Below are 14,114 nucleotides of genomic sequence, written 5' to 3' on the forward strand. Positions count from 1 at the left end.
GAGCGGTAGTTCAGTTGGTTAGAATACCTGCCTGTCACGCAGGGGGTCGCGGGTTCGAGCCCCGTCCGTTCCGCCACCCTATTTAGGGGCGTAGTTCAATTGGTAGAGCACCGGTCTCCAAAACCGGGTGTTGGGGGTTCGAGTCCCTCCGCCCCTGCCAGAAAATAATCCTTTGCTTCGGCAAAGGATTTTTTTTGCCCTGAAAATGGTGACCTGCTCTGTTTTTCAGCAATCCCTCTCCGTATAACGCCTCTTTTTGTTCATCTTTTCTTCGCTATATCCCTTCCTGAGCTCTTGTAAACCACTAAAACTGCCATTTTTTTCCTTTGTATGCGGTTAGCTTCATAGCCAAAGCTATAAAAAATGGCCAGCGAGCTGACCATTTTGAAATACAAGCCTATGGCGTATTAACAGGAAATTTCAGCAGCTGGCGTATATGCGATTGCTGATCGCTGTTCTGTAGCCAAACGGCATAGAGCGGACGAACCGCAACCGGCGTATCGGGGATCACAGCCAAATCGGCATATTCACCGTGCCAGAAATCCGGCAAAAATGCGCATGCGCCAGTAGTATGCAGCAGCTGACGAGTTAAATGCGCCGAGGTCGTGGTTAACACCGGCACGTCGTCAGCGCCGGCCAGGTAGCTCTCATGCTGATGAAAATCAGCGCCCCATTCCAGCTTAATATAGTCATATTGCTCGCGTTTCTCTGACTTTCGCGAACGGTAAAGCGTCAGCGAAATATGACCGATCTGCTGGCTGGTCAGCTCATCCATTTTTGGCGCTTCGGTCGTGATCAGTAAATCCAGCTGGCGCTCATGCAGTTGTTTAACCAGTAAATGGCGCTGGGCCACTCTGGCTTCAAGATGCAGGTCTTCACGGTGCTCATACAGCGTCTGTAGCCAGGGCGTCAGATAGGCTTCCCATAAGGAGGCGCTGGCCCCCATAGAAAGCTCATGGTGCTGTTGAGTATGGGCAACCTCCTTTTTAGCCATCATCCAGGTGCTCATCAGGCTTTCGGCATAAGGAAGCAGCCGCTCCCCTGCAGAAGTCAGGCGAATATTATTACGATGACGGGTAAAAAGATTGACGCCCAGCTGATTTTCCAGCTGCCTGATGCGAAAACTAACGGCAGACTGCGTGAGATAGAGCGCTTCAGCGGCACGTCCAAAGTGGCGGGTTCTGCTCACTTCAAGAAAGGTTTTTAGTAATTCCGTATCCACATCTGTCTCCTGAAAATCATTTGTCGTCATGATTTAAATGTTTTGTTTTACACTCTGTCAAGCGTATCTAATACTCCGCGCCATAAACAGCACGGCCATAAAAGAGTTAGGAGCGTGTAAAATGGCGGAAAGCTTCGCAACAACGAATCGTTTTTTTGATAACAAACATTACCCACGCGGATTCTCCCGTCACGGTGATTTCACCATCAAAGAAGCTCAACTTCTTGAGCGTTATGGTTACGCTTTTAACGAGCTGGATTTGGCAAAGCGTGAACCCGCAACGGAAGAAGAGCGTCTGTTTATTGAGGTGTGCCGTGGCGTACGTGAACCTCAGACCGAAGCAGAACGGGTCTGGTCAAAGTATATGACGCGTATCAAGCGTCCCAAGCGTTTTCATACACTTTCCGGCGGCAAGCCGCAGATGGAAGGGGTTGAAGACTATTCGGACAGCGATGATTAATAATAAAGGGGCTTCGGCCCCTTTATTGTCAGCGATCGACGCTATTTTGCAAGGTAAAAGCTTATTCCAGACTGTCGAGCAGGTGGATCAGCAATCTGTCGATAGCACGATAGCTTAAAGCTTCATGTAAATGCTCACGTTCAATCTTCTCTTTTCCCGCTAAATCGGCAATGGTTCGGGCAACTTTCAGAATGCGTTGCCAGGCGCGAACAGAAAGCCCCAGCTGAGTCAGCACCTCTTCCAGCCAGTCGGCATCTTTCTTACTGATTTCACAATACCGCCGAATGTCGCCAGCTTTTAGTTTCCCGTTTATAGTAGCGGCGCGCGCCTGCTGAATCTCTCTGGCTGCCAGTACTCGTTGGCGCACCGTCTCGCTGGATTCTTCAGACGCTGAATGGCTTAGCGTTCCCGGAGGCAGCAGAGGCACCTCCAGCGAGAGATCGAAGCGGTCAAGGAAAGGACCGGAAAGACGATTTAAATAACGTAGCGTCTGCTGAGGCGTGCTGCGGTTTCGTTTTGCGCCATGCTGGCCGGTAGGGCTGGGGTTCATGGCCGCAACCAGTTGAAAGCATGCCGGATAGGTAACCTTTGCCCGGGCGCGGGAAATAGCGACGCAGCCTGACTCAATCGGCTCCCGTAGCGCATCCAGTGTTCTGCGCTCAAATTCCGGCAGCTCATCCAGAAACAGAATGCCGTTATGCGCCAGCGAGATCTCACCGGGTTTAGGCAGCGGGCCACCGCCTACCAGCGCATAGCGGGAAGAAGTATGATGAGGCGCGCGGAAAGGACGCTGACGCCACTGATGGTCTGCCAATGGTGCTCCGGCGACGCTGGCGATGGCGGCGCTCTCCAGCGCTTCCTGGTCGCTCAGGGGTGGTAACAGTCCGGGAAGGCGGGTCGCCAGCATGGTCTTGCCCGTGCCGGGCGGGCCGATCAGCAGCAGGTTGTGACCGCCGGCTGCGGTTATTTCCAGCGCTCTTTTAGCCTGCTGCTGACCAATCACCTCGCTTAAATCCTCAGGCGGCAGCGGCGAAACGGGCGGTGTGTAGCTTGCCTGCTCCAGATCTGCTTGCCCGTTTAAAAAAGCGCAGACTTCAAGCAGATTGTTTGCCAGACGGCATTGAGCATGCCGCACCAGCCCTGCCTCCTGACGATTATCCGCCGAGAGGATAAGTACGCGTTTGGCCTCCGCTGCCGCCATTGCCGCTGGAATGGCAGCCTGTACGCCACGCAGAGCACCTGTCAGCGCCAGTTCGCCTAACAGCTCGTATTGACTCAGGTTCTCTGCGCGAATTTGTTCTGAGGCCGCGAGAATGGCTATGGCGATAGGCAGATCGTAGCGGCCACCTTCTTTGGGAAGATCCGCCGGAGCCAGATTGACGGTAATACGCCTGGCAGGAAAAGAGAAACCACAGTTAATCAGCGCGCTCCTGACACGTTCGCGCGCTTCCTTCACAGTGGTTTCTGGCAAACCAACCAGTGTCAACGCGGGCAGGCCGTTGCTCAGATGGACTTCAACAGCAACCAGCGGTGCTTCAACACCGATTGCTGCACGCGTATAGATCACAGATAACGACATAGCTACTCCTTATGCCTTTATTCTGCTCCTGGGTTAAAAGGGGCGCGATGGGAAGCGCATTTGTTGTCGAGCCGGTTCGTAAAAAACTTACCTTCTTGCAGCAACGCGACCTGGATCTCTGGAAATGGCTCGCAGAACTCATTGAACCGAAAAGCCGTTGCGCCAGGTGCGTAATGAATATTTTTCAATATTTGTCTTATGTATTGATTAATAGTTGTTTTTTTATCAACCACGCTTGCCGCCCAAAAATAAAATAACGAAAAAAGTTGAATGCAAGGCGATAACTGTGATAACTCTGTAGGCATTACTTCGAACAAGTGAATTTATCGAATCTAAATGAAAGCCCTTCTACGAGTCCTAAGCCTTGTCATTATCAACGTCGTCGTGATTATTATCACGCCGTGCGGGGCTACGCTCGGAGGAAGAAAGGCTTAAAAATCAAGCCTGATTTCAGAAGAACCCCCGCACCGAAAGGTCCGGGGGTTTTTTTTTGGCAGGGCTTACAGGCTATCAACGACAGAGGAACAGAAGATGAACAGTAGAATAAAATGCTGTTGTTCCCAGCGAGAGGCGGGGAAATAACTATGAATGGTGCTCAGTGGGTGGTTCAGGCGTTGCGTGGGCAGGGAGTCGAGACAGTTTTCGGCTATCCGGGTGGTGCGATTATGCCCGTCTATGATGCGCTCTATGATGGCGGCGTCGAACACCTACTGTGTCGGCATGAGCAGGGCGCCGCAATGGCAGCCATCGGCTATGCCCGCGCAACCGGCAAAGTCGGCGTTTGTATCGCCACTTCTGGCCCTGGCGCGACCAACCTGATCACCGGCCTCGCTGACGCGATGATGGATTCTGTTCCTGTTGTGGCAATCACCGGGCAAGTCGCAGGTGGACTGATCGGCACAGATGCTTTTCAGGAAATCGACGTGCTTGGCCTGTCGCTGGCCTGCACCAAACACAGCTTCCTGGTTGGCTCGCTGGAAGAACTGCCGGAAGTAATGGCTGAAGCCTTCGCCATCGCGCGCTCGGGCCGTCCTGGCCCTGTTTTAATCGATATCCCTAAAGATATCCAGCTGGCGAACGGCGAGCTGTCTGCCCATCTGGCGGCCGTTGAAGACGAGGCGGATCATCCGCATCAGGAATTGCAGCAGGCGCGCGCCATGTTAGCCCAGGCGAAAAAGCCCATCCTGTATGTTGGCGGCGGTGTCGGCATGGCGGGTGCCGTCGAAGCCTTACGTTCATTCGCTCGCGAAACGGGCATCCCGACAGTTGCTACGCTGAAAGGCCTGGGCACGCCGGATGCGCAAGATCCCTGCTACCTGGGGATGCTGGGGATGCACGGCACCAAAGCTGCCAACTTTGCCGTTCAGCAGTGTGACCTGCTGATTGCCGTCGGCGCTCGCTTTGACGATCGCGTTACCGGCAAGCTGGACACTTTTGCGCCGCACGCCAGCGTAATCCATATGGATATCGATCCTGCCGAATTAAACAAATTGCGCCAGGCACACGTTGGGCTGCGCGGCGATCTCAACAAGCTGCTGCCTGATTTGTATCATCCGGTTGATATCAGCGCCTGGCGCGAGCAGGTTCAGGCACTGAAAGCCGAACATGGCTGGCGTTACGATCATCCGGGCGAAGCCATCTATGCGCCGCTGTTTTTAAAGCAGCTTTCCGACAGCAAGCCAGCGCGCGCCGTAGTGACCACCGATGTTGGTCAGCACCAGATGTGGTCGGCGCAGCACATGAGCTTTGACCAGCCGGAAGATTTCATTACCTCCAGCGGTCTGGGCACTATGGGATTCGGTCTACCTGCTGCGGTAGGCGCGCAGGTGGCTCGCCCGGAAGATACCGTTATCTGCGTATCGGGCGATGGTTCCTTTATGATGAATGTGCAGGAGCTGGGCACCATCAAGCGCAAGCAGCTGCCGGTAAAAATTGTGCTGCTGGATAATCAGCGTTTAGGCATGGTGCGACAGTGGCAGCAGCTGTTCTTCTCAGAGCGCTACAGCGAAACCAATCTCTCTGATAACCCCGATTTTCTCACCCTTGCCAGCGCCTTCGATATCCCGGGCCAACGCATTACCCGTAAAGACCAGGTCGCCGAAGCATTAGACGCTTTGCTCAACAGCGAAGGGCCATACATGCTGCACGTCGCCATTGACGAACTTGAAAACGTCTGGCCGCTGGTGCCGCCGGGCGCCAGCAACGAAAATATGATGGAGAAAACCTCATGATGCAGCATCAGTTATCCATAGAGGCGCGCCTGCGTCCTGAAATTCTGGAGCGCATTCTGCGCGTGGTTCGCCATCGCGGCTTTCAGGTTTGCGCCATGAATATGACCTCCGGCGAAAACAGCGACAGCATAAATATTGCCATGACCGTTGCCAGCCAGCGTCCGGTCGATTTACTGTCAACACAGTTAAGCAAGCTGATGGATGTTGCCACCGTTCACATCCAACACCAGACAACACAACAAATCCGCGCCTGAGCGCGAAAGGAAAGAAGAATGACGAAGAAAGCTGACTTTATCTGGTTCAATGGCGAGATGGTTAAGTGGGAAGACGCGAAGGTAAGCGTGATGTCCCACGCGCTGCACTACGGCACTTCCGTATTCGAAGGCGTCCGCTGCTACGACTCGCACAAAGGCCCGGTAGTCTTCCGCCATCGTGAACATATGCAGCGTTTGCATGACTCTGCAAAAATTTATCGCTTCCCGGTTACCCAGAGCGTTGATGAGCTGATGGAAGCCTGCCGTGAAGTGCTGCGCGTCAACAAACTGACCAGCGCCTATATTCGTCCGCTGGTCTTCGTTGGCGATGTCGGTCTGGGCGTCAACCCGCCGGAAGGCTACAGCACCGATGTCATCATTGCCGCTTTCCCGTGGGGCGCATACCTGGGCGCGGAAGCGCTGGAGCAGGGCATTGATGCGATGGTTTCTTCCTGGAACCGCGTCGCGCCGAACACGCTGCCAACCGCAGCCAAAGCTGGCGGTAACTACCTTTCTTCTCTGCTGGTGGGCAGCGAAGCACGCCGCCACGGCTACCAGGAAGGCATCGCGCTGGATACCCAAGGCTATATCTCCGAAGGCGCGGGCGAAAACCTGTTTGAAGTCAAAGACGGCATTCTGTTCACCCCGCCGTTTACCTCTTCCGCTCTGCCGGGCATTACCCGCGACGCCATCATCAAGCTGGCGAAAGACATGGGCATCGAAGTCCGTGAGCAGGTGCTCTCCCGTGAATCGCTCTACCTGGCCGACGAAATCTTTATGTCCGGCACCGCGGCAGAAATCACGCCGGTACGCAGCGTAGACGGCATCCAGGTCGGCGAAGGTAAGCGCGGCCCGGTTACTACCCGTATTCAGTCCGCCTTCTTTGGCCTGTTCACCGGCGAAACCGAAGACAAATGGGGCTGGTTAGATCAGGTAAACCCATAACAATGAAATTTACGGGCGTCGTTTGACGCCCGTGTACTGTCAGATTCTGGAGTATGAGCATGCCTAAGTACCGTTCCGCCACCACCACTCACGGCCGTAATATGGCTGGTGCCCGCGCGCTGTGGCGCGCCACGGGTATGACCGACGACGATTTCGGCAAGCCAATTATCGCCGTGGTCAACTCCTTCACGCAGTTTGTACCAGGACACGTGCATCTGCGCGATCTGGGCAAGCTGGTTGCCGAACAGATCGAAGCTTCCGGCGGCGTCGCCAAAGAGTTCAACACCATCGCCGTTGATGACGGTATCGCGATGGGGCACGGCGGCATGCTTTACTCTCTGCCTTCGCGCGAGCTGATCGCCGACTCGGTCGAATATATGGTTAACGCCCACTGCGCGGATGCCATGGTCTGTATCTCTAACTGCGATAAAATCACGCCGGGCATGCTGATGGCTTCCCTGCGTCTGAATATTCCGGTGATCTTTGTTTCCGGCGGCCCGATGGAGGCCGGTAAAACCAAGCTTTCCGATAAAATCATCAAGCTGGATCTGGTCGATGCGATGATTCAGGGCGCTAACCCGAACGTCAGCGACGAAGACAGCGATAAAATTGAGCGCTCGGCCTGTCCGACCTGCGGCTCCTGCTCCGGCATGTTTACCGCTAACTCCATGAACTGCCTGACGGAAGCGCTGGGTCTGTCGCAGCCGGGCAACGGCTCGCTGCTGGCGACCCATGCCGATCGTAAAGAGCTGTTCCTGAAAGCTGGCGAACGTATCGTTGGCCTGGCGAAGCGCTATTACGAGCAGAATGACGAAAGCGCGCTGCCGCGCAGCATCGCCAACAAGGCCGCGTTTGAAAACGCCATGACGCTGGATATCGCCATGGGCGGTTCCACCAACACCGTATTGCACCTGCTGGCCGCCGCGCAGGAAGGCGAAATCGACTTCAATATGTCCGATATCGACCGTCTGTCGCGTCTGGTGCCGCATCTGTGCAAGGTTGCGCCAAGCACCCCAAAATATCATATGGAAGATGTGCATCGCGCGGGCGGCGTGCTGGGCATTCTGGGCGAACTGCACCGCGCGGGCCTGATGAACAGCAGCGTCAGAAACGTGCTGGGCCTGAGCCTGGAAGAGACGCTGAATCAATACGATATCGTGCTGACCAAAGACGAAGCGGTGAAGAAAATGTTTCGCGCTGGCCCGGCCGGTATTCGCACCACGCAGGCTTTCTCGCAGGATACCCGTTGGGATACGCTGGATGACGATCGTCAGGAAGGCTGCATCCGTTCCCGTGAATACGCCTATAGCCAGGACGGCGGTCTGGCCGTGCTGTATGGCAATATGGCGGAAGATGGCTGCATCGTTAAAACCGCGGGCGTAGAGAAAGAAATTCTGACCTTCCGCGGCCCGGCCAAAGTCTACGAAAGCCAGGACGACGCGGTTTCCGCTATCCTGGGCGGCAAAGTGGTAGCTGGCGATGTAGTGGTGATCCGTTACGAAGGGCCAAAAGGCGGGCCGGGTATGCAGGAGATGCTCTACCCGACCACCTACCTGAAGTCGATGGGCCTGGGTAAAAGCTGTGCACTGATCACCGATGGTCGCTTCTCCGGCGGCACATCAGGTCTTTCTATCGGTCACGCCTCGCCGGAAGCGGCCAGCGGCGGCACCATCGCGCTGGTAAAAGATGGCGATATGATCGAGATCGACATCCCTAATCGCGGCATCAAACTGGACGTGCCGGATAATGAGCTGCATGCCCGTCGTGAAGAAGAGCTGGCGCGTGGCGATGCGGCTTACACGCCGCACGGCCGTGAACGTCAGGTTTCCTTAGCTCTGCGCGCCTATGCCTTGCTGGCAACCAGCGCAGACAAAGGCGCCGTACGTGATAAGAGCAAGCTGGGAGGCTAACAAACATGGCAGAGTCTCAACCGCTACCCGCCGAGCCTTGCGGCGCGGAGTATCTGCGAGCGGTGCTCCGTTCGCCGGTTTACGAAGTCGCGCAGGTTACGCCGCTGCAAAAGATGGAGAAAATCTCTTCTCGTCTTGGCAACACGGTGCTGGTGAAGCGTGAAGATCGCCAGCCGGTGCACAGCTTTAAGCTGCGCGGCGCCTACGCGATGATCGCTTCGCTGAACGAGGAGCAAAAAGCCTGCGGCGTGATTACCGCTTCGGCGGGCAACCATGCGCAGGGCGTCGCGCTCTCGGCGACCCGGCTGGGGATTAAATCCCTGATCGTGATGCCGGTGGCTACCGCAGATATCAAAGTCGAGGCCGTGCGGGCGTTTGGCGGTGAGGCTTACCTGTTTGGCGCCAACTTCGACGAGGCGAAGGCTAAAGCGATCGAACTGGCGCAGCTGCAGGGCTACACCTTTGTGCCACCGTTCGATCATCCTATGGTGATCGCCGGGCAGGGCACGCTGGCGATGGAGCTGCTGCAGCAGGATGCGCATATCGACCGCGTCTTCGTGCCGGTCGGCGGCGGCGGGCTGGCCGCCGGCGTAGCGGTGCTGATCAAACAGCTAATGCCGCAGATCAAAGTGATCGCGGTAGAAGCAGAAGATTCAGCCTGCCTGAAAGCGGCGCTGGAAGCAGGCGAACCTGTGGATCTGCCACGCGTTGGGCTGTTTGCCGAGGGCGTGGCGGTAAAACGTATCGGCAGCGAAACCTTCCGGCTTTGCCGGGAGTATCTTGACGATATTGTCACCGTAGACAGCGACGCCATCTGCGCGGCCATGAAGGATCTGTTTGAAGACGTGCGCGCCGTAGCGGAACCGTCCGGCGCGCTGGCGCTGGCCGGAATGAAAAAGTACATCCAGCAGCACCAGATCAAAGGCGAGCGGCTGGCGCATGTGCTTTCGGGCGCCAACGTCAATTTCCACGGCTTGCGCTATGTTTCTGAACGCTGCGAGCTGGGCGAACAGCGCGAGGCGCTGTTGGCGGTTACTATTCCCGAACAAAAAGGCAGCTTCCTGAAGTTTTGCCAGCTGCTGGGCGGCCGTTCCGTTACCGAGTTCAACTACCGCTTCGCGGATGCGGAAAACGCCTGCATCTTTGTCGGCGTGCGGCTGACACGCGGTATGGAAGAGCGTCGTGAAATCCTGCAGATGCTCAACGAAGGCGGCTACAAGGTGGTGGATCTCTCCGATGACGAAATGGCGAAGCTGCACGTGCGCTATATGGTCGGCGGGCGGCCGTCAAAGCCGCTGCGCGAGCGGCTTTACAGCTTTGAGTTCCCGGAGGCGCCCGGCGCGCTGCTGCGCTTTTTGCAAACCCTGGGCACCCACTGGAATATCTCGCTGTTCCACTATCGCAGCCACGGCACCGACTATGGCCGCGTGCTGGCGGGCTTTGAGCTGGGCGAAAACGAGCCGCAGTTTGAAGAGCACCTTGCGGCGCTGGGCTACGACTGCCACGATGAAACCCGCAATCCGGCCTTCAGTTTCTTCCTGGCCGGTTAAAGCAGGTTCCAGAACGCCTCGATCAGCGGCTCGTTGAGCCGCTTCTTCTGTACGCAAACGCCCAGTTCCAGCGGCGCGACAATATCGATATTTTCCAGTTCCAGAATACGGTTGCGGATCGGCTCCGGGCTGTTTTCCAGCACCACATCGGGGATAAGCGCGACGCCACAGCCCAGCGCCACCATCGACACAATAGCTTCATGCCCGGCCACCGTGGCGTAAATCAAGGGGTTAGCAATGCGGCGACGTCGGAACCAAAGATCGATGCGCTGACGTGTCGGCCCCTGATCCGGCAGGATAAAAGGGATCTGCGGCCAGTCTGGCTCCGGCTGGCTGGCCTGGCTGCGTACCGGACAGGGTAACGCGGGCGCGATCAGCACCAGCGGGATCGGGCCCAAGGCGGTAAAACCGATGCTGCCAGGCAGCGTCTCCGGTCGCCCGGCGATAGCTATATCGGCCTCGGCGCTCTGGACTTTTTCTACCGCATCGGCGGGATCGCCAGTAGTAAGTTTGATCTCCACCAGCGGATGCTCGGCGCGAAAGCGATCGAGGATAGGCGGCAGATGGCTGTAGGCTGCCGTTACCGAGCAAAACAGGCGCAGCTCGCCGCTTAGCGACGGGCCATGCTGGCCGATAGCGTGGCGCAGCTGCTGATACTGCAACAGCGTCTGCTGGGCGAACTGCCGCAGCTGTTCACCGGCGTCGGTCAGCGTTACCGTGCGGTTATCGCGCAGGAACAGCGTTTGCCCCAGGTCTTCCTCCAGCCGTTGAATCTGCCGGGAAAGGGTGGAAGGGCTGACGTGCATCGCCCGCGCGCTGCGGCCAAAATGTCGGCTTTCAGCCAGATGCAGAAAAAGTTTCAGATCGCGTAAATCCATGCGCTTTGGGCCTCGTTTTGACGTTGCACTATTTGCAATATGACGTTGTTAATATATCAATTTAAGCAATGCATTTCCTGTCATATGATGGGGATTAACAGGGTGAGCTAAAGCGTCACCGACAAATAAAAGCGAACACAACCTCAGGAGTCTCCATGGCTAACTATTTCAACACTTTGAACCTGCGCAACCAGTTAGCGCAATTAGGTAAATGCCGCTTTATGGCGCGCGACGAGTTTGCGGACGAAGCAAGCTACCTGAAAGGCAAAAAAGTCGTCATCGTTGGCTGTGGCGCCCAGGGTCTGAACCAGGGCCTTAACATGCGCGATTCCGGTCTGGATATCGCTTACGCCCTGCGTGCAGAAGCCATTGCAGAAAAACGCGCCTCCTGGCGTAAAGCGACCGAGAACGGCTTTAAAGTCGGCACCTATGAAGAGCTGATCCCGCAGGCAGATCTGGTAGTTAACCTGACGCCGGACAAGCAGCACACTTCCGTAGTGCGTGCTGTACAGCCACTGATGAAAGATGGCGCGGCGCTGGGCTACTCGCACGGTTTCAACATTGTGGAAGTAGGCGAGCAGATCCGTAAAGACATCACCGTAGTGATGGTAGCGCCAAAATGTCCAGGCACCGAGGTTCGTGAAGAGTACAAACGCGGCTTCGGCGTACCAACGCTGATCGCCGTTCACCCGGAAAATGACCCGAAAGGCGAAGGCATGGCAATCGCCAAAGCCTGGGCAGCAGCAACCGGCGGCCATCGTGCGGGCGTGCTGGAGTCCTCTTTCGTTGCGGAAGTTAAATCCGATCTGATGGGCGAGCAGACCATTCTGTGCGGCATGCTGCAGGCTGGTTCGCTGCTGTGCTTCGACAAGCTGGTGGCTGAAGGCACCGATCCGGCCTACGCGGAGAAACTGATTCAGTTCGGCTGGGAAACCGTGACCGAAGCGCTGAAGCAGGGCGGCATCACGCTGATGATGGATCGCCTGTCTAATCCAGCCAAACTGCGCGCCTTCGAGCTTTCTGAGCAGCTGAAAACCATTATGGCACCGCTGTTCCAGAAGCATATGGACGACATCATCTCCGGCGAGTTCTCTTCCGGCATGATGGCCGACTGGGCCAACGACGATAAGAAACTGCTGGGCTGGCGCGAAGAAACCGGTAAAACCGCTTTCGAAACCGCGCCACAGTTCGAAGGTAAAATCGCCGAGCAGGATTACTTCGATGAAGGCGTGGTAATGATCGCTATGGTGAAAGCAGGCGTTGAGCTGGCGTTCGAAACCATGGTGGCTTCCGGCATCATTGAAGAGTCCGCCTATTACGAATCGCTGCACGAGCTGCCGCTGATTGCCAACACCATCGCTCGTAAGCGCCTGTATGAGATGAACGTAGTCATCTCCGATACGGCGGAATACGGCAACTACCTGTTCTCTTACGCGGCCGTACCGCTGCTGAAAGAGTTTATGACTACGCTGCAGGCAGGCGATCTGGGCAAAGCGGCAGCGACCTCAACCACGGTAGACAATGCGCAGCTGCGTGACGTGAACGAGGCTATCCGCAACCATCCTATCGAATCTGTAGGCCGCAAGCTGCGTGGCTACATGACCGATATGAAACGTATTGCGGTAGCAGGTTAATCGGCCTGCCCGCGTTTGAAATCAAGCGCGGGGAACCGCGCTTTTTCACTTCCTGGGCACCATCAGCACAACGGCTGCCATCGACAGCAGGCAAAAAGCGACGTTGACCAGCAGGCCTGCCGTGGCCGCCACCGATCCGCCTTGCGGCAGCAGCGCCGCATAAACCGAAGCCGAAATCGCCACGCCAAAAGCACCGCCCAGCGAGCTGGCCATCTTATAAATGCCGGAAGCCACGCCAATTTTATCGGCAGGCGCGTTGGCTATCGCCGTATCGGTAGAAGGCGTTGCATAACAGCCCAGCCCCAGACCAAGCAGCACATAACCCGCCAGTACCGCGACGACATAGCTGCTGTCCGGCAGAAAGGTAAAGGTCATCATCATCACGCCGACTGCGCCCAGCCGCGTTCCCCACAGCATCGGCTTTCTGGCGCCCGCTTTTTGCAGCAGTTTCTCTCCTACGCGGATCATCGCCAGCACGGCGATCAGATAACCTATGGTCAGCATCCCGGCCTGGAAAGCGGTAAAATCCCTGTGGCGCTGGACATAGACGCTGGCGATCATTAGCGTCCCGGCAACGGCATTCAGCAAAAAATTAGAGAGCACCGCGCCGCTGTAGGCTTTATTGCGGAACAGAGAAAAATCGATAAAGCCGTGCTGCTTTTTAATGATTTCGATGCGGAAAAACAACGCGGCGGAGAACAGGCAAATTGCCGCCAGTCCCAGCGTAACAGGACTTAGCCAGCCAAAGGTGCCGCCTTTGGTAATCACCAGGTTCAGCGTAACCAGCGCCATAACGAAAGCTATCAGGCCGCTAAAATCGAACGGTTGCCGTTCGCCCGGCTCCGCTTTGCTTTCCGGTGTACCGCGGATCAGCAGCATGCCAATCAGGGCCGCGACAATGGAAAAGATAAAGATCCAGCGCCAGCCCAGCCAGGTAGCGACCGCGCCGCCCGCCAGCGAGCAGAGGCCGGAACCTCCCCATGAACCCACCGACCAGAAGCTCAGCGCCCTTTGCCGATCTTTGCCTTCATAGCTGGTTTTTATCAGCGACAGCGTGGCAGGCATAATGCAGGCGCCTGACAATCCTTGCAAAACGCGGCCAAGGGCAAACAGCGGCATGCTTTGCGCAAAAATAATGCACAGACAGCCCACGATACTCAATGCGAAGCCAGCGTAGGTCATTCTCACCCGACCAAGCTTATCGGCTATGCCGCCAGCGACCACGATAAAGCAGCCGGAAAACAGCGTGGTCAGGCTGATCGCCAGGTTTAACGAAGGCAGAGGAATGGCCAGGCTTTGTTGAATTGCCGGAACGATGTTCAGCACCGACTGGGCAAACAGCCAGAAAGTCAGCACGCCCATTACCATGCCCAGCGTCAGGCGATCGTTGCCCCGGAAGGCGCTTTGCTCAAGCGTTGACATAACTACTCCTTGTTAATTTCTCCGTGCGC

The 14,114-nt window shown here is 56.4% G+C and carries 12 protein-coding genes and 1 tRNA gene; 9 read left to right on the forward strand and 4 right to left on the reverse strand.

Annotation, left to right across the window (positions count from 1 at the left end; genetic code table 11):
• The first annotated feature begins 84 nt into the window (after positions 1–84).
• A tRNA-Trp gene (locus ACETPC_RS21220) sits at positions 85–160 on the forward strand.
• A 237-nt stretch (positions 161–397) separates the two neighbouring features.
• On the opposite strand, the gene hdfR is transcribed toward ACETPC_RS21220, so the two are convergent.
• Complete coding sequence (hdfR, locus tag ACETPC_RS21225; protein ID WP_380184456.1) at positions 398–1,222, reverse strand: HTH-type transcriptional regulator HdfR; 825 nt, start codon at positions 1,220–1,222, stop codon at positions 398–400.
• Between the two features lie 121 nt (positions 1,223–1,343).
• Between hdfR and ACETPC_RS21230 the strand changes: the two genes are divergently transcribed.
• Entirely contained in the window at positions 1,344–1,682 is a 339-nt protein-coding gene (locus tag ACETPC_RS21230) for a DUF413 domain-containing protein (RefSeq protein WP_380184457.1), read from the forward strand.
• 61 nt (positions 1,683–1,743) lie between these two features.
• Here ACETPC_RS21230 and ACETPC_RS21235 read toward each other — a convergent pair whose 3' ends face one another.
• Positions 1,744–3,261 carry a YifB family Mg chelatase-like AAA ATPase gene (locus ACETPC_RS21235; protein ID WP_380184458.1) on the reverse strand — a complete coding sequence of 506 codons (1,518 nt, stop codon included), beginning with the start codon at positions 3,259–3,261 and terminating at the stop codon, positions 1,744–1,746.
• A gap of 336 nt (positions 3,262–3,597) precedes the next feature.
• Between ACETPC_RS21235 and ACETPC_RS21240 the strand changes: the two genes are divergently transcribed.
• The 6 genes from ACETPC_RS21240 (at position 3,598) to ilvA (ending at position 10,151) form a co-directional block, all read left to right on the forward strand.
• Positions 3,598–3,696 (forward strand): IlvGEDA operon leader peptide, encoded by a 99-nt coding sequence (locus tag ACETPC_RS21240; protein ID WP_125290746.1) that lies wholly within the window; start codon positions 3,598–3,600, stop codon positions 3,694–3,696.
• 149 nt (positions 3,697–3,845) lie between these two features.
• A complete protein-coding gene (gene ilvG, locus ACETPC_RS21245; RefSeq protein WP_380184459.1) occupies positions 3,846–5,492 on the forward strand; it encodes an acetolactate synthase 2 catalytic subunit in 1,647 nt (548 codons plus the stop codon).
• A complete protein-coding gene (gene ilvM / locus ACETPC_RS21250; protein WP_380184460.1) occupies positions 5,489–5,746 on the forward strand; it encodes an acetolactate synthase 2 small subunit in 258 nt (85 codons plus the stop codon). The genes ilvG and ilvM overlap by 4 nt, the downstream gene beginning before the upstream one ends.
• 18 nt (positions 5,747–5,764) lie before the next feature.
• Positions 5,765–6,691, forward strand: coding sequence for a branched-chain amino acid transaminase (locus ACETPC_RS21255; RefSeq protein ID WP_380184461.1), 927 nt, complete (start codon positions 5,765–5,767; stop codon positions 6,689–6,691).
• A gap of 59 nt (positions 6,692–6,750) precedes the next feature.
• Entirely contained in the window at positions 6,751–8,601 is a 1,851-nt protein-coding gene (gene ilvD / locus ACETPC_RS21260; protein WP_380184462.1) for a dihydroxy-acid dehydratase, read from the forward strand.
• Between the two features lie 5 nt (positions 8,602–8,606).
• Complete coding sequence (gene ilvA, locus ACETPC_RS21265; protein ID WP_380184463.1) at positions 8,607–10,151, forward strand: threonine ammonia-lyase, biosynthetic; 1,545 nt, start codon at positions 8,607–8,609, stop codon at positions 10,149–10,151.
• Here ilvA and ilvY read toward each other — a convergent pair.
• A complete protein-coding gene (gene ilvY, locus ACETPC_RS21270; protein WP_380184464.1) occupies positions 10,148–11,029 on the reverse strand; it encodes an HTH-type transcriptional activator IlvY in 882 nt (293 codons plus the stop codon). The two genes, ilvA and ilvY, sit on opposite strands and share 4 nt — an antisense overlap.
• 155 nt (positions 11,030–11,184) lie before the next feature.
• Here ilvY and ilvC point away from each other — a divergent pair, with 155 nt between their 5' ends.
• Entirely contained in the window at positions 11,185–12,663 is a 1,479-nt protein-coding gene (ilvC, locus tag ACETPC_RS21275; RefSeq protein ID WP_380184465.1) for a ketol-acid reductoisomerase, read from the forward strand.
• Positions 12,664–12,708: 45 nt separating this feature from the next.
• On the opposite strand, the gene ACETPC_RS21280 is transcribed toward ilvC, so the two are convergent.
• Positions 12,709–14,085 carry an MFS transporter gene (locus ACETPC_RS21280; protein ID WP_380184466.1) on the reverse strand — a complete coding sequence of 459 codons (1,377 nt, stop codon included), beginning with the start codon at positions 14,083–14,085 and terminating at the stop codon, positions 12,709–12,711.
• Between the last annotated feature and the right edge of the window lie 29 nt (positions 14,086–14,114).

Source organism: Pantoea sp. sgz302252 (assembly GCF_042610525.1).
Taxonomy (GTDB): domain Bacteria; phylum Pseudomonadota; class Gammaproteobacteria; order Enterobacterales; family Enterobacteriaceae; genus Erwinia.